An 18,282-nucleotide genomic window follows, 5' to 3' on the forward strand; every position below is an offset into this window, starting at 1 on the left:
GGGAGCGCCCGAACCCGCCGACGCGACGAAGTGGGAGCACATGGAGTTGCACGACCTGCCGATTCGTGACGACCTCAGGGGCCGGACACCGTACGGCGCGCCCCAGATCGACGTCCCGGTCCGGCTCAACACCAACGAGAATCCCTACCCGCCGTCCAAGGCGCTGGTCGACGACCTGGCCGAGGAGGTGCGGCGCGACGCGGCCGGGCTCAACCGCTATCCCGACAGGGAGGCCGAGGCGCTCCGCGCCGAGCTGGCCGATCACCTCGGCCACGGGCTGGGCGCCGGTCAGGTGTGGGCGGCCAACGGCTCCAATGAGGTGTTGCAGCAGATCCTGCAGGCCTTCGGCGGCTACGGCCGCACCGCGCTGGGGTTCGAGCCGTCCTACTCGATGCACCCGATCATCACCACCGGCACCAGCACCGAGTGGATCAGCGGCGTCCGCGAGGACGACTTCTCGCTCGACCCGGCCAAGGCGGCCGCGGCCGTCGAGGAGCACCGGCCCGACATCGTCTTCCTGACCTCTCCCAACAATCCGACCGGCACGGCCCTGCCGCTCGGCACCATCACCAGGGTGCTGGAGGCGGCCAGGGGCATGGTGGTGGTCGACGAGGCCTACTTCGAGTTCGCCCGGGGCGGCACACCGTCCGCGCTCTCGCTGCTGCCGGAGCATCCGAGGCTGATCGTCACCCGGACGATGTCCAAGGCGTTCGCGATGGCGGGCACCAGGGTGGGCTATCTGGCCGCGCATCCGGCCGTGATCGAGGCGCTGCTGCTGGTGCGGCTGCCCTACCACCTGTCGACGCTGACGCAGGCGGCGGCGCGGGTGGCGTTGCGGCATCGCGCGGAGCTGCTCGGTACGGTCGACGAGCTGCGGCGCGAGCGCGACGACACGGTGGCGTGGCTGCGTGCCAAGGGTTTGACGGTGGCCGACTCCGACGCCAACTTCGTGCTGTTCGGGCGCTTCCCCGAGCGGCGCGCGGTCTGGGAGGGTCTGCTGGCGAGGGGCGTGCTCATCCGTGAGGTCGGGCCGCCCGAATGGCTGCGAGTGTCGATCGGCACCGGCGAGGAGATGGCGGCGTTCCGCGCCGCGATGGAGGGAGTTCTGTGAGTCGCGTAGGCCGCGTCGAGCGCGCAACGAAGGAGACGTCGGTCCTGGTCGAGGTGGGTCTCGACGGCACCGGCCGGGTCGACGTGTCGACGGGGGTCGGTTTCTTCGACCACATGCTGGCGCAGCTGGGCAAGCACGGGCTGTTCGACCTGACCGTCAAGACCGAGGGCGACCTGCACATCGACTCCCACCACACGATCGAGGACACCGCGCTCGCGCTGGGGGCGGCGTTCCGCGAGGCGTTGGGCGACAAGTCGGGCATCAGGAGGTTCGGCAATGCGTCGTGCCCGCTCGACGAGTCGCTCGCCCAGGTGACCGTCGACCTGTCCGGCCGGCCCTACCTCGTGCACACCGAGCCCGAGGGCATGGCGCCGATGATCGGCCCCGAATACGACACGACCATGACGCGCCACATCCTCGAGTCGTTCGTCGCGCAGGCGGCGATCTGCCTGCACGTCAGCGTCCCCTACGGGCGCAACGCGCACCACATCGTCGAGGCCCAGTTCAAGGCACTGGCCAGGGCGCTGCGCGAGGCGTCCGAGCCCGACCCGCGCGCCACGGGCGTGCCGAGCACGAAGGGAGTCCTATGAGCGAGAACGCGATCGCCATCGCGATGGTCTTCATCGGTCTCTTCCTGATCGGCGGCATCTTCTCCCTGGCCAAGCAGGGGCTCAAGATCGGCGCTGTCATCTGCGCCATCGGCGCGGCGATGGCGATCATGGCGGGGGTGATGTGGTGGTGAAGCGGATCGTCGTCCTCGACTACGGATCCGGCAACCTGCGCTCGGCCGAGCGGGCCCTGGCCAGGGCGGGCGGCGACGTGACCGTGACCGCCGACGCCGACGCCGCGATGGAGGCCGACGGGCTGGTCGTGCCGGGCGTCGGCGCCTTCGAGGCGTGCATGTCGGGCCTGCGGGCGGTTCGCGGCGAGCGGATCATCGGCAGGCGGCTGGCCGGGGGCCGGCCGGTGCTGGGCATCTGCGTCGGCATGCAGATCCTGTTCGCCCGGGGCGTCGAGCACGGCGTCGAGACCGAGGGTTGCGGCGAGTGGCCGGGCACGGTCGAGCGGCTCGACGCTCCCGTGCTGCCGCACATGGGGTGGAACACCGTCAAGGCGCCCGCGGACAGCGTGCTGTTCGCCGGGCTCGACGCCGCGACGCGGTTCTACTTCGTCCACTCCTACGGCGTGCGCGACTGGGAGCTGCGGCCGGGCGACGGTTTCGCCGAGCCGCTGGTCACCTGGGCCGAGCACGGTGTGCCGTTCGTGGCCGCCGTCGAGAACGGCCCGCTCATGGCCACCCAGTTCCACCCCGAGAAGTCAGGCGACGCCGGCGCGGCGTTGCTGCGCAACTGGCTCGGCACCCTGTGAGCCGTTCCCGGTGTGAGCTTCGGTGAGCAAGGAGCGGGCGCGCCGCCGGGCCGAACGTGAGGCCGAGCGGGCGCGCGCGATGCGCCTCAACGAGCAGCGGCAAGCGCGCGCGGCCCGCCGGCGCGCCCGCCTCGCCCGGTTGGTCCCGCGCCCGGCGCGGGTGGCCCGCCAGGGGGGCCTGCTCGCCCGCCGCCGCCGGGCTCGCAACGTCGTGGTGCTGCTCGGATTCCTGCTCGTCCAGACGCTGGTGTGGCTGATCTGGGGATCGGCCTTCCTGAGCTTCGGCGTTTTCGTCTTCTCCCTGCTTCTGGCACCTGTCCTGGTGACTCTCGCTTTCGACCGGAGGATCTGATGTCGCTCGTATTGCTGCCCGCCATCGACGTGGTGGACGGCCAGGCCGTACGCCTCGTCCAGGGAGAGGCCGGCACCGAGACCGGCTACGGCGCGCCGCTGGCGGCCGCGCTGGCCTGGCAGGAGGCGGGGGCGGAGTGGATCCATCTGGTCGACCTCGACGCGGCCTTCGGCCGTGGCTCCAACCGGGAGCTGATCAGCGAGCTGATCGGCCGGGTCGACGTCAAGGTGGAGCTGTCGGGCGGCATCCGCGACGACGAGTCCCTGGCCGCCGCGCTCGGCACCGGCTGCCGCAGGGTGAACATCGGCACGGCGGCGCTGGAGAACCCCGAGTGGTGCCGGAAGATCATCGCCGAGCACGGTGACAAGATCGCGGTCGGCCTCGACGTGCGCGGCACCACGCTGGCCGCCCGGGGCTGGACCGAGGAGCGCGGCGACCTGTGGGAGGTGCTGGAGCGCCTGGAGGCCGACGGCTGCCCCCGCTACGTGGTCACCGACGTCACCAAGGACGGCACACTGCGCGGCCCCAACCTCGACCTGCTGCGGCAGGTCTGCGCCCGCACCGGCAAGCCCGTCGTCGCCAGCGGCGGCGTGTCCTCTCTCGACGACCTGCGCGCACTGGCTTCTCTCGTTCCGGACGGAGTGGAGGGAGCCATCGTGGGGAAGGCCCTCTACGCTCAAGCCTTCACGTTGCAGAGCGCGCTGGTCGCGGTGAGTTAAGGGAGGGGGACGTGATGGGCAACATGAGTATGGAAAGCGCCGGTTCCAGGGTCTTCTCGGGTGGCATCTGGGAGGAGAAGTACGGCTACGCCCGCGCCGTGGTCGTGGGCAACCGGGTCATCGTGTCGGGCTGCACCGCCACGGTCGACGGCGAGGTCAGGTTCGTCGGAGACCCCTACGGGCAGAGCGTTACCGCGATGGGCATCGCGCTGGAAGCCGTCGAGCGGGGCGGCCTCACCCGCGAGGACGTGGTCATGATCCGCTACTACGTGGTCGAGCACTGTCACTTCGACCTGGTCGGTAAGGCCATCGGCGAGGTGTTCGGGCACGTCCGGCCGGCGTGCACCGGCGTACAGGTGGCCGGGCTGGTGGATCCGAGAATGCTGGTCGAGATCGAGATCGAGGCACTACGCGCATGACGGTGGCGGTAAGGGTGATCCCGTGTCTTGACGTGGACGCGGGACGGGTGGTCAAGGGCGTCAACTTCGCCAACCTGCGCGACGCGGGCGATCCCGTCGAGCTGGCCAGGCGCTACGACGCCGAAGGGGCCGACGAGCTCACCTTCCTCGACATCACCGCGTCGTCGGGTGAGCGAGAGACCATGCTCGACGTGGTGCGCAGGACGGCCGAGCAGGTGTTCATCCCGCTCACGGTGGGCGGCGGCATCCGCTCGGTCGACGACGTCAACCGGCTGCTGCGGGCGGGCGCCGACAAGGTGTCGCTCAACACGGCCGCCATCGCGCGGCCCGAGCTGCTCACCGAGGCGTCACGGCGCTTCGGCGCGCAGTGCGTGGTGCTGTCGGTCGACGCGCGCCGGGCGCCGGGCACCGAGAGCGGCTTCGAGGTGACCACCCACGGCGGCCGGCGCGGCACCGGCATCGACGCGGTCGAGTGGGCGGCGCGCGGCGAGGAGCTGGGCGTCGGCGAGATCCTGCTCAACTCGATGGACGGTGACGGCACGCTCGACGGCTACGACCTGGAGATGATCCGCGCGGTGCGGGCCGCGGTGCGGGTGCCGGTGATCGCCAGCGGCGGGGCCGGACGGCTGGAGGACTTCCCGCCCGCGGTCGAGGCGGGCGCCGACGCCGTGCTGGCGGCGTCGGTGTTCCACTTCGGCACTCTGAAGATCGCCGAGGTCAAGGAGACACTGCGTCACGCGGGTCATCCGGTCCGCTAGGAGCCGGGACCGCCGTCGTTCCCCGTGGGCGGCGGCGGGTCACCCGCCGCGTCAGAAGACGCGCATGTGCTGGAAGCACTCGTAGGCGGCGTCCCGGGCCGAGAACGCGACGGCCTCCGACCGCTTGACGGCCAGGTAGGCGGAGCGCCGCAGCGGGCCGAGCGCCTCCATGAGCAGCTCGTCGGCCTCCAGCGCGTCGAGCGCCTCGTCCAGCGACGTGGGCAGCCGCGGGTAGCGGCCGGGCCGGGTGTCGGGGTCGATGCCGACCGCCTCGCCCGGGTCGAGCTTGCGGCGCAGGCCGTCGAGGCCGGCGTGGATGACCGCGCCCAACGACAGGTAGGGGTTGGCCGAGGAGTCAGACGGTTTCAGCTCCAGGTTGGGCTCGCCGCTCTCGCCCAGCGGGGAGCAGATCCGGATCGCCGCCTCCCGGTTGTCGGGGCCGTGCACGGCGTAGGCGCCGGCCCAGGAACGGGGCGACAACCGGCGGAAGCCGTTGACGCTGCCGCAGGTGAGCGCGGTGAGGGCGGGCAGGTGGGCGATCAGGCCGCCGATGAAGCACTCGAGCTCCCCGTCGCCGCCGGCGAACACGTTGCGTGTGTCCCGCCACAGCGACAGGTGCAGGTGGGCGCCGTTGCCGGCCTGGTCGGGCAGCGGCTTGGGAGCCAGCGTGGCCCACATCGACATGCGCATCGCCACGCCCCGCACGGTCTCGCGGTAGAGGACGTGGTTGTCGGCGGCCCGCAGCGCCGGCGCGTGCCGTACGGACAGCTCCTGCTGGCCGGCCCCGAGCTCGGGATGGTAGTGCTCGACCCGCAGCCCCTGGGTCTCCAGCGCGTGGATGAGCTTGATCGTGTAGTCGTGGGCCGTGTCGAAACCGGAGTTGGCGTAGCAGAGGCTGTCGTCGATCGGCAGCAGCCGGTCGGGGCCGCCGGAGGGGTCCGGCAGACGGCGGCCGAGCGTGAACTCCGGCTCGAACGCGGCCATCAGGGTGTAGCCGTCGCCCGCCAGAGCGCCGATCGCGTCCTTGAGGAAGGTGCGGGGGCACGCGTCCCAGGGGGAGCCGTCGATGGCGCGCAGGTCGGACAGCATCGCTGCCGCGCCGGGCGCGTGGGGGAGGGGGACGTAGGTGGAGGGGTCCGGGACGATGCGTACCTCGCCCACCGGACCCAGATGCTCGACCTCCTGCAACTGGTCGAGCATGTTCATCGCCATCATGGCCACCGTGTGCCCGATGCCCGTGTCGAGGCGCTCGGCCAGCCGTGACCGGGATGCCGCCTTGCCACGAATGACACCGCCGTGGTCGGCGTAGAGGAAGCGGATGAGCTCGATGCCTTCGAGCTCCGCCCGCTCCAGAATCCGCCGGACGTTGGGATCAGGCTGGTTGATCTTGGTGGCACTCGGACGATCTCTCATCCTGCCTGCGTAACACGATCCAGCAGCGCGGGGAAGCGTCTAACGCAGACAGAACCGCACCTCAGGTCAGAACATTGGTAAAGAAGACGGCCAACTGATTGGCTCCTTGGACGATCCCGTTGAACACGCCATTGACCGCGCTCGCGGCCTCTGCCGGCCGGGTGAACAGGTAGAAGACCACGAACGCCACGAGAACGTAGGTGATCACCTTCTTGACCTGCATGGGGGCCTCCTGCAGTCCATTCCCAGCCGTATATACCCGGATCTGGGCGATCACTGGCATCTTCTATGAAGATGTTCTTGATCCTAACCGGGGGGCATCTCCCTTACGCCATGGTAAGGCCAAGTGGCGAAGCCGGAGAGAGATTCGCCCGGACGGCTAGATGCCGAGTTTGGCGCTCTTCAGCCGGGCGATCGCGCCGGGGTCGCCGCTGAGCTCGACCCGGGTGTGCTCCTGCCGGCCGAAGCAGAACAGCAGCAGCTCCGACGCGGTGCCGGTGACCTCCACCTTGGGGCCGATCCGCGGCCCGCCGAGCGCCACGCCGCCGCCGACCCGGTGCAGCACCACGCCCACGGGCGACCTGCGCAGCATCAGTTTGCCGACGGCCGAGACCCGCTTCCACAGCATCCGGTCCAGGTCGGGGGACACCTCGCGGGGCTCCCAGCCGGGCTGGGCGCGGCGGACGTCCTCGTGGTGGACGAACAACTCCAGTGTGTTGACGGCCTCGTCCAGGAACGGCAGCAGGCCGTAGACGCCGCCGGGCCTGCGGACGAGGCCGACCAGCTCGGGGTAGGGATGCCTGGCCTTGAGCGCGTCCTGCACCGAGGCGGTGTGACCGGCCAGCGGCTTGAGCGCGATGCCCGCGGCCGCGTCGGGCCTGCGCTCGCGCAGCACGAGATGGGCGGCCAGATCGTAGGTGCTCCACCCGTCGCAGAGGGTCGGGGCGTCGGGGCCGAGCTGATCGAACAGATCGCAGAGGGCGGCACGTTCGCCAGGAGCGTGAGTCACGACGCCAACCCTACCTTCGGGAATAACAGCACGATCAGCCGTGATAGGCAGTGATGTAGAAATCTGCACCTTTAGGGAAGGAAAAACAGCGAGTGGCGAGCAAGGTCACCTCGGCCGTCATGCGTAAGGGGCTCCGCGTCCTCGGCGTGGCCGTCCGCACCGAGAAGGGGGTCTTCACGGCCGCGGTCCTGGCCAGCGCGCTCTACGGCGGCATGACGGTGGCGTCCGCCTGGGCACTGGGCTGGGCCACCGAGAACGTCGTGCTGCCCGCCTTCGACCGGGGTGACGTCCCCTCGGGCGCGCTCTGGACGGCCACGCTGCTCATCATGGGCGCCGCGCTGCTCAAGGCGATCGGCGTGGCCGGGCGGCGCATCCTGGCCGGTCTCCTGCAGTACCGCATGCAGGCCCGGTCCCGTCGCGAGGTCACCAAGCAGTACCTGCGGCTGCCGCTCGCCTGGCACCACCGGCACCCCACCGGCCAGCTGCTGTCGAACGCCAGCGCCGACGCCGAGGCCGCCTGGGCGCCGCTCGCGCCGCTGCCGATGGCCGTCGGCGTGATCGTCATGCTGTTCACCGCGGCCATCGCGATGCTGGTCATCGACCCCGTGCTGGCTCTGGTCGGTTTCCTGATCTTTCCGGCCATCGCCGTGCTGAACCTGGTCTACCAGCGCAAGCTCAGCCCCCTCGCGACCCGCGCGCAGCAGTTGCGGGCCGAGGTCAGCGAGATCGCGCACGAGAGCTTCGACGGCGCGCTCGTGGTCAAGACCCTCGGCAGGGAGGCGCTGGAGACCGAGCGCTTCCAGCGCCGCGCGCACGAGCTGCGCGACGCCAACATCGCCGTCGGGCGGGTCCGCGGCCTGTTCGACCCGATGCTGGAGGCGCTGCCCACGCTCGGCGTGCTCGCGGTGCTCGCCGTCGGAGCGCTGCGGCTGTCGGGCGGCGCCATCGACTCGGGTGACCTGGTGCAGGTCGCCTACCTGTTCACGCTGCTCGCCTTCCCCATCAGGGCGCTCGGCTGGGTGCTCGCCGAGCTGCCGCGCAGCGTCGTCGGCTGGGAGCGGGTGCAGGCCGTACTGGAGGCGAAGGGCTCGATGGAGTACGGCCAGGCGTCCCTGCCCGAGGCCGGGCCCGCCGAGCTCGAGGTGTCGGGGGTGTCCTACTCCTACGGCACGGGCGACGTGCTGCACGACGTCACCTTCGAGGTGCGGTCCGGCCGTACGGTGGCGCTGGTCGGCCCGACCGGATCGGGCAAGTCGACGCTGGTCCAGCTGCTCGCCCGGCTGGTCGACCCGCCGTCGGGCCGGGTGCTGCTCGACGGCGTGGACGTGCGCGAACTGGCCTACGGCGGCATCGCCGAGACGGTGGCGCTGGTGCCGCAGCAGACGTTCCTGTTCGACGACACCGTGCGCGGCAACGTCGCGCTCGGACTGCCCGTCGACGACGAGGAGGTGTGGGCGGCGCTGCGGCTGGCCCAGGCCGACGGGTTCGTCGGCAAGCTCGCCGACGGACTCGCCACACGCGTGGGGGAGCGCGGCGCGACGCTGTCCGGCGGCCAGCGCCAGCGGCTCGCCCTGGCCCGCGCCGTCGTCCGCCGGCCCCGCCTGCTCATCCTCGACGACGCCACCTCCAGCGTGGACCCCCAGGTCGAGGCCAAGATCCTGTACGGCCTGCGCGACGCGGCGGAGGCGTCGAGCGTGGTGGTCGTGGCCTACCGGATGGCCACGATCGCGCTGGCCGACGAGGTCGTCTACCTCGACCGGGGCCGGGTCGTCGACCGCGGCTCCCACGACGAGCTGCTGGGGCGCTGCCTCGGCTACCGCAATCTGGTCACCGCCTACGAACGCGAGGAGGCCGAACGGGCCGCGGTCGAGGCCGAAGAGGAAGAAGGGGTCAGCGCGTGAGCGACGTCCGGAGCATCGGGGGCAGCGCCGAACGGTCGGCCCTGGCCACCGTCCGCCATGGGCTGTCGCTCACGCCGGAGTTCCGCAAGGGACTCGTGGTCACCCTGGCGCTGGCCGTGGTCGCCACCGTCGGCAAGATCATCGTGCCGATCGCCGTCCAGCAGACGATCGACACCGGGTTCAAGGGGTCGTCGGCCGACATCTCGTACATCACGCGAGCGGTACTGCTGTGCGCGGCGGCGGTGGTCCTGACGGCGTTCGCCGGCTACCTGATGAACGTCCGTCTCTACAAGGCCACCGAGTCGTCCCTGGCCACCCTGCGGGTGCGCGGCTTCCGCCACGTCCATGACCTGTCGGTGCTCACCCAGAACACCGAGCGCCGGGGCGCGCTGGTCTCCCGGGTCACCAACGACATCGACCAGATCAGCACGTTCATGCAGTGGGGCGGGCTGATGATCATCGTGGCGTTCGGCCAGCTGCTCGTGGCCAGCGCGCTGATGTTCGTCTACTCCTGGCAGCTCACCCTGCTGGTGTGGGTGTGCTTCCTGCCGCTCATGGTCGCGCTGCCGAGGTTCCAGCGCTGGCTGTCCAGCGCCTACACGACCGTCCGCGAGCGCACCGGCGACATGCTCGCCGCGGTCAGCGAGTCCGTCGTGGGCGCGGCCGTCATCCGGGCCTACGCCTCCGAGCGGCGCACCGCCGACCGCGTCGACGCGGCCGTGGACGCCAACAAGGCCGCCCAGGTCAAGGCGCAGACCATCGTCGGGTTCGTCTTCCCGCTGACCGAGATCGTGGCCGCCATCGCCCTGGCCGGCATCGTGCTGCTCGGCGTACAACTGGGGATGTCCGGCGACATCACGGCGGGAGAGCTCGTCGCGTTCCTCTTCCTCATCACGCTGTTCGTCTCGCCGATGCAGACCGCCACCGAGGTGCTCAACGAGGCCCAGAACGCGGTCGCGGGCTGGCGGCGCGTCCTCGGCGTGCTCGACACGCCGCCCGACGTCGCCGACCCCGGCGCCGACGGGGTCGAACTGCCGCGCGGCCCCATCTCGGTCGCCTTCGAGGACGTGCACTTCGCCTACCCGGGCGGCGTGCCCGTGCTGCACGAGGTGTCGCTGGAGATCCCGCCGCGCTCGCGCGTCGCGATCGTCGGCGAGACCGGGTCGGGCAAGACCACCTTCGCCAAGCTGCTCACCCGGCTGATGGACCCGGTCTCGGGCCGCGTCACGGTCGACGGCCACGACCTGCGCGCCGTCCGCTTCTCCTCGCTGCGCGAGCGCATCGTGATGGTGCCGCAGGACGGCTTCCTGTTCGACGGCACGCTGGAGGAGAACATCAGGTACGGCAAGCCCGCCGCCGACCGCGAGGAGATCCTGCTCGCGCTCACCGAGCTCGGCCTGGCCGACTGGCTCGACGGCCTGCCCTCGGGCCTCGACACCCCGGTGGGCCAGCGTGGTGAGTCGCTGTCGGCGGGCGAGCGGCAACTGGTGGCGCTGGCCCGCGCCTACCTCGCCGACCCCGACCTGCTCCTGCTCGACGAGGCCACCTCGGCCGTCGACCCGGCCACGGAGGTGCGGCTCGCCAGGGCGCTGGAGGGCGTCACCCGTGGCCGCACCGCGGTCTCGATCGCGCACCGGCTCTCCACGGCGGAGAACGCCGACGAGGTCCTGGTGTTCGACGACGGCCGCCTCGTCCAGCGCGGAGCGCACGAGGAGCTGGTGGCACGGCCCGGCGTCTACGCCGACCTGCACGCCTCCTGGATGTCGGCCGCCCGCTCCTGACGCCTGGTGGCCGGTCCCGGCCGGGGCTCAGCCCGTGGCCTGCTCGATCAGGGCAGAGAAGGTCACGCTGGTCCCGCCGGGCGACGACATGATCGTGACGTGATCGCAGAGCATGCGCGTCAGCCACAACCCCCTGCCGCCGGTGTCGTGGCTGGAGGGGGTGCGCGCCGACCCGATCCAGCCCGGTGGCAGCCCCGGGCCGTGGTCGGTGACCTCGCACCAGAGCCGGCCCCGCCGCGTCCACAGCCGCACCCGGCCGCTGCCCCCGCCGTGCAGCAGCGCGTTGGTGATGATCTCGTTGACGGCGAGTACGAAGTCCTCCAGCCGCTTGCCCCGCAGCCCCTCCCCGGCGGCGCACGCGCTGACCGCGCGGCGCAGCACGGTGACACGGCCGCGCGCGAAGGTCGCCGTGAGCAACTGCCTACACATCGGCCCGGCGGACGGTGAGCAGCTCGCCGGCCCTGGTCAGGTGGAGCATCCGGGCCAAGGTACTGCGCGCGGCCCGGTGACGTACCGCGTTCTCGGCGGAACGCACCGTAATGCGGCCTCGTCCGGTGTACCTTTTCGGACGAGGCCCAGGCAGGTCGTCGAGGGAGCAGGACGTGAACGTGCTGGAGATGACCCGGCACCGGCACGGCGAGTCGATAGTCGTCAGTCTCGCGGGCGAGGTCGACGTCGACAACGCCTCCAAGGTGCGCAAGTGTCTCGACGAAGCGGCGGAGTCGCCCGGCTCCCGGCTGGTCGTCGACCTGAGCAATCTGACGTTCATCGACACGACGGGGCTCGGCGTGCTGGTGCGGCTGCTCGCCAGCCTGCGTGAACGCGACGGCACCATGTCCCTCGTCGCGCCCGACGGGCAGGTGCTCAGGCGGCTGCGCAGGACCAATCTGGCGCCGCTCTTCCCGATCTTCGACACGCTCTCCAAGGCGCTCGACTAGCGCCCCGCCTCCTGCCGTCACCGCCGGCGGCCGGTGCGCGAGGCGGTCGCCGCGGCTGGTTGAATGACGTCATGTCCCTGGATCCCAAGGTCGCCGCGTTGCTGAAGCGCAACGGCGACGGGCTGGTGCCCGCGATCGTCCAGCAGTACGACACGGGCGAGGTGCTCATGCTCGCCTGGATGGACGATCAGGCGCTGCATCGCACGCTCACCACGGGCAGGGCGACCTACTGGTCGCGCAGCCGGAGCGAATACTGGGTGAAGGGCGACACGTCCGGGCACGTGCAACACGTCAAGGCGGTCGCCCTCGACTGCGACGGCGACACCGTGCTCCTCAAGGTCGACCAGGTGGGCGCCGCCTGCCACACGGGCGACCGCACCTGCTTCGACGCGACCCCGCTGGAGGTGTCGGCAGCGCCATGAGCCGCCCCGTCCCTCCGGCAGCCGACGGCGCCGCCGTCCCGTCGCGGCGGCGCGAGCTGTGGATGTGGGTCCTTCTGACGGCGCTGGGCTGCGTGCTGGTGCTGTTCGCGGCGAGCCGCGCCTGGGTGAGCGACGTGCGCGTCGTGGGGGCGCCGGCCGGCGGCGGCGACGTGGTCACGCCGACCGGGGGAGACCTCGGCCCCGCGCTGACCCCGGTGGCCCTGGCCGGGCTGGCGGGGGTGGTGGCCGCGCTGGCCGCCAAGGGCGCCGGCCGCGCCGTGATCGGCGCGCTGATCGCGGTGTGCGGACTCGGGGCCGGGCTCGGCACCTGGCTGGCGGCGGGCTCCGCCACGTCGCTGAGCTGGCTGCGTGAGCGCAACATCATGCACGGCACGGGCTCGCTGGAGTGGGACACCGTGGCGCTGTGGCCGGCGGTGTCCGGGGCGGGCGCGGCGCTGATGGTCGCGGGCGGGGTCGTGGCCATCGTGCGCGGCCGCCGCTGGGCGGGCATGTCCGACCGCTACGAGCGGGCCGGCGAACGGCCCCCGGCGGCCGACGACCGTGCCCTCTGGGACGCCCTCGACCGTGGCGACGACCCCACCTGAACCCCCGCTCCGCGCCTGCGTGGTCGCGCGCAGTCGCGCTCCGGTCACGAATTCTCGTCGGTCTGAACCTCCGCCTTTCCGGCTCCCGTTTAGTCAATAGGCTGCCGGTGTAAAGCGCCACGACCATTTGAGGAGTCACGGCATGAGTTACGGGGACCAGGGGGGAAGCGGGGGGTACGGCTCGCAGCCGCCCGGCGGGGGCTATGGCCAGGGCGGTGACGGCTACGGCCAGCAGCCCGGCTACGGGCAGCAGCCGTCAGGACCGTACGGAGAGCAGCCGGGCAGCGGCGGCTACGGTCAGCAACCCCCCGGCGGTGGTTACGGTCAGCAACCCCCCGGTGGTGGTTACGGTCAGCAGCCCGCGAGCGGTGGTGGTTACGGCCAGCAGCCCGCGAGCGGTGGTGGTTACGGCCAGCAGCCCGCGAGCGGCGGTGGCTATGGTCAGCAGCCCCCGGGCGGTGGCGGCTACGGTTATGGTCAGCAGCCGTCGGGGCCGTACGGGGAGCAGCCGGGGAGTGGCGGCTACGGCCAGCAGGCCTACGGGCAGGGATATGGGCCCCAGGGCTACAGCCAGCCAGGTTACGGGCAATACGGTCATCCGGCGCCTGTCAGGTCGACCAACGGCCTGGCGGTCACCTCACTGATCCTCGGCGTCGTCGGCCTGCTCTTCTGCGGCCTCACCAGCATCCCGGGCGCCATCGTCGGCCACATCGCGCTCAACCGCATCAAGCGGACCGGTGAGGAGGGTCAAGGGATGGCGATGGGCGGCCTGGTGACGTCCTACATTACGATCGTCCTCTGGCTGATCCTCTGGATCTTCTTCGGCGGCATGTGGCTCACCCTCATGGGGCTCAGCACGGCCGCCACGACGACCGGATACTGAGCGGAGAGCGATCAGCCGGAAGCCTGCGGGGGCGACGGGCCTGGCATGGCCGCAGTCGGGTCACAAATTGTCCGCAAATCGGACGTTAATCCATGTCGATGGTGGTTTGTCGCTAGGCTGCCGCGCGCAACTCGCCAAAGAATGACCAATGAGGAGTCATGAGCATGAGCTACGGAAACCAGGGCGACGGCGGCTACGGCGCCCAGCCGCCCGGCGGTGGCTATGGTCAGCAGCCGCCGAGTGGCGGCGGTTACGGTCAGCAGCCGCCCAGCGGCGGTGGCTACGGTCAGCAACCCCCCGGCGGTGGTTACGGCCAGCAGCCGCCGAGCGGTGGCGGTTATGGTCAGCAGCCTCCGGGCGGCGGCTACGGACAGCCGGGCGGCTACGGCGCCCCGCAGACCCCGCCGGACAACCACCTGGTGGCGGCGATCCTCACGACGCTCTTCTGCTGCCTTCCCTTCGGCATCGTGTCGATCGTCAAGTCGTCGCAGGTCAACTCCAAGTGGCAGGTAGGCGACTTCCAGGGCGCCGTGCAGGCCTCCGAGGAGGCCAAGACCTGGTGGAAGCGCGCGCTGATCACCGGCCTGATCGTCAACGTCCTCGTCCTCGTGGGCTACATCCTGATCATCGTGCTCGCGGCGACGAGCACCCCGAGTTACACGTACTGACGATGGGCATCATCCACTGATGGGCATCGCGAACCTCGAGCGGCGCGGCACGGACCGGCTTCGTTCCGTGCTCGCGCCGCTCGGCGTCGCGGCCGCGACGGGCGCGGTCTTCGCGGTCGTCGGCGCCATCGACCCCAACGAGCCGGGCAACTACCCGACCTGCCCGTTCCTGTGGGGCACCGGCCTCTACTGCCCCGGCTGCGGAACGCTACGCACCATCCACGCGCTGGCCCATCTCGATCCCGTGGCCGCCATGGGGCTCAACCCGCTCGCCATGGTCATGATCCCGTTCCTGCTGTTCTGGTGGGGCCGCTGGCTCGTGCGCGGGTGGCAGGGCAGACCGCGGCGAACGACCCTCGCCCATCCGGCCTGGCTCTGGGTGTTCCTCGGAGTCGTGCTCGTTTATTGGGTAGTCCGGAATCTCCCCTTTGGGGCGTTCCTGGCGCCATAGCAGGGGCCCTGTGGCTAGGTAACGGCGGTGAGGCCGATACCATCGCAAGACAGGCCGGGAGCGGACGCGACGCGAACTCTCTGCCGCCCCCTACTGTCAACCGGAGGGATCCCAAGCGCGTGAGTGAGCGGACCGAAGGACCCAGTGTCCTCGACGACATCCTCGACGGGGTGCGCGCCGACCTCGCCGCCCGACGGCAGGACGTGTCGCTTGACGAGCTCAAGCAGCGGGCCGAGCGGGCCCCCGCGCCCAGGGACGCGCTCGCCGCGCTCGGCGGTGACAGGATCTCGGTGATCGCCGAGGTGAAGCGCTCCAGCCCGTCCAAGGGCGCGCTCGCCGCCATCGCCGACCCGGCGGCGCTGGCCGCCGACTACGAGGCCGGCGGCGCCCACGTGATCAGCGTGCTGACCGAGCAGCGCAAGTTCGGTGGCAGCCTCGACGACCTGGCCTCGGTGCGTGCCCGCGTCGACATCCCGATCCTGCGCAAGGACTTCATCCTCACCTCCTACCAGCTGTGGGAGGCCAGGGCCTACGGCGCCGACCTGGCGCTGCTGATGGTCGTCTGCCTGGAGCAGGAGGCGCTGGTCTCGCTGATCGAGCGCGCCGAGTCCATCGGCCTCACGCCGCTGGTCGAGGTGCACACCGACGAGGAGCTGGAGCGGGCCGTGGCGGCGGGCGCCAAGGTCGTCGGCATCAACGCGCGCAACCTGAAGACGCTCGAGGTCGACCGCGACGTCTTCGCCAAGCTCGCGCCGAAGATCCCGGATAATGTGATCAAGATCGCGGAGTCGGGCGTGCGGGGGCCGCATGACCTGCTCGCCTACGCCAGGGCTGGCGCGGACGCCGTCCTGGTGGGGGAGAGCCTGGTCACCGGCAAGGACCCACGCAAGGCGGTGGAGGCGCTGGTGACCGCCGGCGCGCACCCGGCGACGCGCCCCGACCACGGAGCAGAGGGATAGCAGTGGCGAAAGACGGCTCGATTCTCACGGCTGCCGACCTGGCAGGCAACGGCGTCCACGGTGACGACCCCGACGCGCGGGGCAAGTTCGGCGTCTTCGGCGGCCGCTACGTGCCGGAGGCGCTCATCCCGGCGCTCGACGAGGTCGCCGCGGTCTACGCCAAGGCCAAGACCGACGCCGACTTCCTGCGCGAGTACGACCACCTGCTGCGCACGTACGCGGGCAGGCCGACCACGCTGACCGACGTGCCGCGCTTCAGCGAGCAGGCCGGCGGCGCGCGCGTCGTCCTCAAGCGCGAGGACCTCACGCACACCGGCGCCCACAAGATCAACAACGTGATCGGGCAGGCGCTGCTGACCAAGCGCCTCGGCAAGAAGCGGGTGATCGCCGAGACCGGCGCCGGCCAGCACGGCGTGGCCACGGCCACCGCGGCCGCCCTGCTCGGCCTCGAGTGCGTCATCTACATGGGCGCCGTCGACTGCGAGCGTCAGGCCCTCAACGTGGCCAGGATGAAGCTGCTCGGCGCCACCGTGGTGCCCGTCCACAACGGCTCCCAGACGCTCAAGGACGCCATCAACGAGGCGTTCCGCGACTGGGTGACCAACGTCGACACCACCCACTACCTGTTCGGCACCGTCGCCGGGCCGCACCCGTTCCCCGAGATCGTCCGCGACTTCGCGCGCATCATCGGCGTCGAGGCCCGCCGCCAGATGCTGGAGCTGACCGGCAGGCTGCCCGACGCGGTCTGCGCCGCCGTCGGCGGTGGCAGCAACGCGATCGGCATCTTCCACGCCTTCCTCGGCGACGAGGGCGTCCGGCTGCACGGCTACGAGGCGGCCGGCCACGGGCTGGCCAGCGGCGAGCACGCGCTCACGCTCACCGCCGGCTCGATCGGCGTGCTGCACGGCTCGCGCACGTACGTGCTGCAGGACGACGAGGGCCAGACGATCGAGTCCCACTCGATCTCCGCCGGGCTCGACTACCCGGGCGTCGGCCCCGAGCACGCCTGGCTCAAGGACAGCGGCCGCGCCACCTATCACGGGGTCACCGACGACCAGGCCATGGCCGCGTTCTCGCTGCTGGCCAGGACCGAGGGCATCATCCCGGCGATCGAGTCGGCGCACGCCCTGGCCGGGGCGCTGGAGCTGGGCCGCGAGCTGGGTCCCGAGGCGACCATCCTGGTCAACCTGTCCGGGCGGGGCGACAAGGACATGGGCACGGCGATGAAGTACTTCAACCTCTGACGGCTCGCCGGCGCGAGCCCGCCCCGACCCGGGCGCTCGCGTCAAGCGCTTTCCCGCCGCACCGGAGCCGAGGCATCCTGGGAGAGGTACGACGGGCTACGGCACCATGGCAAGAACGGCGGCGAAGCGGCCTCGACCACTGAGAACGGACGATCATGACTACTCTTCAGACGGTGTTCGCCAAGGCGAAGGCGGACAACCGGGCCGCGCTCGTCGGCTACCTGCCCGCCGGCTTCCCGTCCAAGGACGGCGCGATCGCGGCCGCAACCGCCCTGGTCGAGGCCGGCTGCGACGTCATCGAGATCGGTCTGCCCTACTCCGACCCGCTGATGGACGGGCCCACCATCCAGGACGCGGTGCACCGCTCGCTGATCAACGGCACCCGCATCGCCGACGTCATGCGCACGGTCGAGGGCGTGGCGGCCACCGGCGCGGCCACGCTCGTCATGACCTACTGGAACCCGATCGACCGCTACGGCGCCGAGCGGTTCGCCCGCGACCTGGCCGCCGCGGGCGGAGTCGGCACGATCACGCCCGACCTCACGCCCGAAGAGTCCGCCGAGTGGCTGGAGGCGTCGGCAGGGGCCGGCATCGACACCGTCTTCCTCGTGGCCCCCAGTTCCACCGAGGCGCGCATCCAGGCGGTCGCCGACTGTTGCACCGGCTTCGTCTACGCCGCGTCCCTGATGGGCGTCACGGGCGCCAGGGAGACCGTCAACGTGGCGGCCGAAGACCTGGTCAAGCGCACCCGGGCCCACACCGACCTGCCGGTCTGCGTGGGTCTCGGCGTCGGCACCGGCGCGCAGGCCGCCGAGGTGGCCTCCTACGCCGACGGCGTGATCGTCGGGTCCGCGTTCATCCGGCGCATGCTCGACGCGTCCGACGAGGCGGCAGGGCGCGCCTCCATCGGGGAGCTGGCGCGCGAAATGGCCCAAGCGGTCCGCGCCCGCGCCTGACCCCTTCCGGACGCCGCTCTGCGGACTTCCATGATGTGTCCTGTCTTCAGGCCGTGGTGCGGGCTGAGCGGCTTGTCGGGTTCTGCCGAATTCATCCGTGAACTCATCGCCGAGGGGCTGAAAGCGGTCCGAGCCTTGGCTGACCTGGGTGGCCGCACGCCTTCGCTCACCCTAGGTGCCCGCAGGGCCGGGCTGGTCTGGATGGCCGTAGGCCCGGGCTGGTCTGGGTGGCCGCGGAGGCGGGTGGGCGTTCCGGCCGACCGCGATTGCCCGGGGTCTGGTGATGTTCGCCTTCGGCCTTGTTTCGGGCGCGGGGGTACCTGGC

At 71.2% G+C, this 18,282-nt stretch carries 23 protein-coding genes; 19 read left to right on the forward strand and 4 right to left on the reverse strand.

Translation table 11 applies throughout. The annotated features are described in order from the left end of the window. Positions 1-40 precede the first annotated feature (40 nt). The 8 genes from AB0I38_RS34260 to hisF are packed head-to-tail and all read left to right on the forward strand — an operon-like array spanning position 41 to position 4,727. Entirely contained in the window at positions 41-1,111 is a 1,071-nt protein-coding gene (locus AB0I38_RS34260) for a histidinol-phosphate transaminase (protein ID WP_358490390.1), read from the forward strand. Beyond that, positions 1,108-1,701 (forward strand): imidazoleglycerol-phosphate dehydratase HisB, encoded by a 594-nt coding sequence (gene hisB, locus AB0I38_RS34265; RefSeq protein ID WP_189126620.1) that lies wholly within the window; start codon positions 1,108-1,110, stop codon positions 1,699-1,701. Before AB0I38_RS34260 ends, hisB begins: the two co-directional genes overlap by 4 nt. Continuing rightward, positions 1,698-1,853, forward strand: coding sequence for a hypothetical protein (locus tag AB0I38_RS34270; RefSeq protein ID WP_358490329.1), 156 nt, complete (start codon positions 1,698-1,700; stop codon positions 1,851-1,853). Before hisB ends, AB0I38_RS34270 begins: the two co-directional genes overlap by 4 nt. Further along, positions 1,847-2,479 (forward strand): imidazole glycerol phosphate synthase subunit HisH, encoded by a 633-nt coding sequence (gene hisH / locus AB0I38_RS34275; RefSeq protein WP_358490333.1) that lies wholly within the window; start codon positions 1,847-1,849, stop codon positions 2,477-2,479. The genes AB0I38_RS34270 and hisH overlap by 7 nt, the downstream gene beginning before the upstream one ends. 22 nt (positions 2,480-2,501) lie before the next feature. Next, positions 2,502-2,831 (forward strand): hypothetical protein, encoded by a 330-nt coding sequence (locus AB0I38_RS34280; RefSeq protein WP_358490335.1) that lies wholly within the window; start codon positions 2,502-2,504, stop codon positions 2,829-2,831. Further along, on the forward strand, positions 2,831-3,550 hold the full coding sequence (gene priA / locus AB0I38_RS34285) for a bifunctional 1-(5-phosphoribosyl)-5-((5-phosphoribosylamino)methylideneamino)imidazole-4-carboxamide isomerase/phosphoribosylanthranilate isomerase PriA (protein WP_358490337.1): 720 nt from the start codon (positions 2,831-2,833) through the stop codon (positions 3,548-3,550). Before AB0I38_RS34280 ends, priA begins: the two co-directional genes overlap by 1 nt. Positions 3,551-3,573: 23 nt before the next feature. Continuing rightward, positions 3,574-3,969, forward strand: a complete 396-nt coding sequence (locus AB0I38_RS34290; protein WP_358490342.1) for a Rid family hydrolase — start codon at positions 3,574-3,576, stop codon at positions 3,967-3,969. Continuing rightward, on the forward strand, positions 3,966-4,727 hold the full coding sequence (hisF, locus tag AB0I38_RS34295) for an imidazole glycerol phosphate synthase subunit HisF (protein WP_189126614.1): 762 nt from the start codon (positions 3,966-3,968) through the stop codon (positions 4,725-4,727). Before AB0I38_RS34290 ends, hisF begins: the two co-directional genes overlap by 4 nt. Positions 4,728-4,778: 51 nt before the next feature. On the opposite strand, the gene AB0I38_RS34300 is transcribed toward hisF, so the two are convergent. The 3 genes from AB0I38_RS34300 to AB0I38_RS34310 form a co-directional block, all read right to left on the reverse strand. Beyond that, positions 4,779-6,140, reverse strand: a complete 1,362-nt coding sequence (locus AB0I38_RS34300; protein WP_358490347.1) for a glutamine synthetase family protein — start codon at positions 6,138-6,140, stop codon at positions 4,779-4,781. 61 nt (positions 6,141-6,201) lie between these two features. Next, positions 6,202-6,363, reverse strand: coding sequence for a hypothetical protein (locus AB0I38_RS34305; protein ID WP_189126612.1), 162 nt, complete (start codon positions 6,361-6,363; stop codon positions 6,202-6,204). Between the two features lie 156 nt (positions 6,364-6,519). Continuing rightward, the gene (locus AB0I38_RS34310; protein ID WP_358490351.1) at positions 6,520-7,149 is read right to left on the reverse strand and encodes a TIGR03085 family metal-binding protein; all 630 of its coding nucleotides are present in this window, start codon (positions 7,147-7,149) and stop codon (positions 6,520-6,522) included. 119 nt (positions 7,150-7,268) lie between these two features. Here AB0I38_RS34310 and AB0I38_RS34315 point away from each other — a divergent pair, with 119 nt between their 5' ends. Both AB0I38_RS34315 and AB0I38_RS34320 read left to right on the forward strand, forming a co-directional pair. After that, positions 7,269-9,050, forward strand: a complete 1,782-nt coding sequence (locus AB0I38_RS34315; RefSeq protein WP_358490393.1) for an ABC transporter ATP-binding protein — start codon at positions 7,269-7,271, stop codon at positions 9,048-9,050. Beyond that, positions 9,047-10,831: an ABC transporter ATP-binding protein gene (locus AB0I38_RS34320; protein ID WP_358490355.1), complete on the forward strand. Its 1,785-nt coding sequence runs from the start codon at positions 9,047-9,049 to the stop codon at positions 10,829-10,831. Before AB0I38_RS34315 ends, AB0I38_RS34320 begins: the two co-directional genes overlap by 4 nt. Positions 10,832-10,858: 27 nt before the next feature. On the opposite strand, the gene AB0I38_RS34325 is transcribed toward AB0I38_RS34320, so the two are convergent. Next, positions 10,859-11,248, reverse strand: coding sequence for an ATP-binding protein (locus tag AB0I38_RS34325; protein WP_358490358.1), 390 nt, complete (start codon positions 11,246-11,248; stop codon positions 10,859-10,861). A 185-nt stretch (positions 11,249-11,433) separates the two neighbouring features. Between AB0I38_RS34325 and AB0I38_RS34330 the strand changes: the two genes are divergently transcribed. From AB0I38_RS34330 to trpA, 9 genes are all read left to right on the forward strand, one after another. Further along, positions 11,434-11,769: an STAS domain-containing protein gene (locus tag AB0I38_RS34330; RefSeq protein ID WP_358490361.1), complete on the forward strand. Its 336-nt coding sequence runs from the start codon at positions 11,434-11,436 to the stop codon at positions 11,767-11,769. Between the two features lie 71 nt (positions 11,770-11,840). After that, positions 11,841-12,191 (forward strand): phosphoribosyl-AMP cyclohydrolase, encoded by a 351-nt coding sequence (gene hisI, locus AB0I38_RS34335; protein ID WP_358490365.1) that lies wholly within the window; start codon positions 11,841-11,843, stop codon positions 12,189-12,191. After that, positions 12,188-12,796, forward strand: coding sequence for a Trp biosynthesis-associated membrane protein (locus tag AB0I38_RS34340; RefSeq protein WP_358490367.1), 609 nt, complete (start codon positions 12,188-12,190; stop codon positions 12,794-12,796). Before hisI ends, AB0I38_RS34340 begins: the two co-directional genes overlap by 4 nt. Before the next feature lie 142 nt (positions 12,797-12,938). After that, positions 12,939-13,679, forward strand: coding sequence for a DUF4190 domain-containing protein (locus AB0I38_RS34345; protein ID WP_358490370.1), 741 nt, complete (start codon positions 12,939-12,941; stop codon positions 13,677-13,679). 164 nt (positions 13,680-13,843) lie between these two features. Further along, entirely contained in the window at positions 13,844-14,347 is a 504-nt protein-coding gene (locus AB0I38_RS34350) for a CD225/dispanin family protein (RefSeq protein ID WP_358490371.1), read from the forward strand. Between the two features lie 19 nt (positions 14,348-14,366). Continuing rightward, positions 14,367-14,798 carry a DUF2752 domain-containing protein gene (locus AB0I38_RS34355; protein ID WP_358490375.1) on the forward strand — a complete coding sequence of 144 codons (432 nt, stop codon included), beginning with the start codon at positions 14,367-14,369 and terminating at the stop codon, positions 14,796-14,798. Positions 14,799-14,917: 119 nt separating this feature from the next. After that, positions 14,918-15,757 (forward strand): indole-3-glycerol phosphate synthase TrpC, encoded by an 840-nt coding sequence (gene trpC, locus AB0I38_RS34360; RefSeq protein WP_358490377.1) that lies wholly within the window; start codon positions 14,918-14,920, stop codon positions 15,755-15,757. Positions 15,758-15,795: 38 nt separating this feature from the next. After that, positions 15,796-17,001 carry a tryptophan synthase subunit beta gene (trpB, locus tag AB0I38_RS34365; protein ID WP_358490396.1) on the forward strand — a complete coding sequence of 402 codons (1,206 nt, stop codon included), beginning with the start codon at positions 15,796-15,798 and terminating at the stop codon, positions 16,999-17,001. A gap of 155 nt (positions 17,002-17,156) precedes the next feature. Next, positions 17,157-17,957, forward strand: coding sequence for a tryptophan synthase subunit alpha (gene trpA / locus AB0I38_RS34370; protein ID WP_358490384.1), 801 nt, complete (start codon positions 17,157-17,159; stop codon positions 17,955-17,957). Positions 17,958-18,282: the final 325 nt, after the last annotated feature.

It is taken from the genome of Nonomuraea cavernae (genome assembly GCF_040655715.1).
Lineage (GTDB): Bacteria > Actinomycetota > Actinomycetes > Streptosporangiales > Streptosporangiaceae > Nonomuraea > Nonomuraea cavernae_A.

Excerpts from the sequence above, each read along its gene's own strand:
- AB0I38_RS34260 (WP_358490390.1), top strand. The coding sequence starts at position 41 with ATGGAGTTGCACGACCTGCCGATTCGTGACGACCTCAGGGGCCGGACA.
- AB0I38_RS34270 (WP_358490329.1), top strand. The coding sequence starts at position 1,698 with ATGAGCGAGAACGCGATCGCCATCGCGATGGTCTTCATCGGTCTCTTC.
- priA (WP_358490337.1), top strand. The coding sequence starts at position 2,831 with ATGTCGCTCGTATTGCTGCCCGCCATCGACGTGGTGGACGGCCAGGCC.
- AB0I38_RS34290 (WP_358490342.1), top strand. The coding sequence starts at position 3,574 with ATGAGTATGGAAAGCGCCGGTTCCAGGGTCTTCTCGGGTGGCATCTGG.
- hisF (WP_189126614.1), top strand. The coding sequence starts at position 3,966 with ATGACGGTGGCGGTAAGGGTGATCCCGTGTCTTGACGTGGACGCGGGA.
- AB0I38_RS34300 (WP_358490347.1), bottom strand. The coding sequence starts at position 6,140 with ATGAGAGATCGTCCGAGTGCCACCAAGATCAACCAGCCTGATCCCAAC.
- AB0I38_RS34305 (WP_189126612.1), bottom strand. The coding sequence starts at position 6,363 with ATGCAGGTCAAGAAGGTGATCACCTACGTTCTCGTGGCGTTCGTGGTC.
- AB0I38_RS34315 (WP_358490393.1), top strand. The coding sequence starts at position 7,269 with ATGCGTAAGGGGCTCCGCGTCCTCGGCGTGGCCGTCCGCACCGAGAAG.
- hisI (WP_358490365.1), top strand. The coding sequence starts at position 11,841 with ATGTCCCTGGATCCCAAGGTCGCCGCGTTGCTGAAGCGCAACGGCGAC.
- AB0I38_RS34340 (WP_358490367.1), top strand. The coding sequence starts at position 12,188 with ATGAGCCGCCCCGTCCCTCCGGCAGCCGACGGCGCCGCCGTCCCGTCG.
- AB0I38_RS34345 (WP_358490370.1), top strand. The coding sequence starts at position 12,939 with ATGAGTTACGGGGACCAGGGGGGAAGCGGGGGGTACGGCTCGCAGCCG.
- AB0I38_RS34350 (WP_358490371.1), top strand. The coding sequence starts at position 13,844 with ATGAGCTACGGAAACCAGGGCGACGGCGGCTACGGCGCCCAGCCGCCC.
- AB0I38_RS34355 (WP_358490375.1), top strand. The coding sequence starts at position 14,367 with ATGGGCATCGCGAACCTCGAGCGGCGCGGCACGGACCGGCTTCGTTCC.
- trpA (WP_358490384.1), top strand. The coding sequence starts at position 17,157 with ATGACTACTCTTCAGACGGTGTTCGCCAAGGCGAAGGCGGACAACCGG.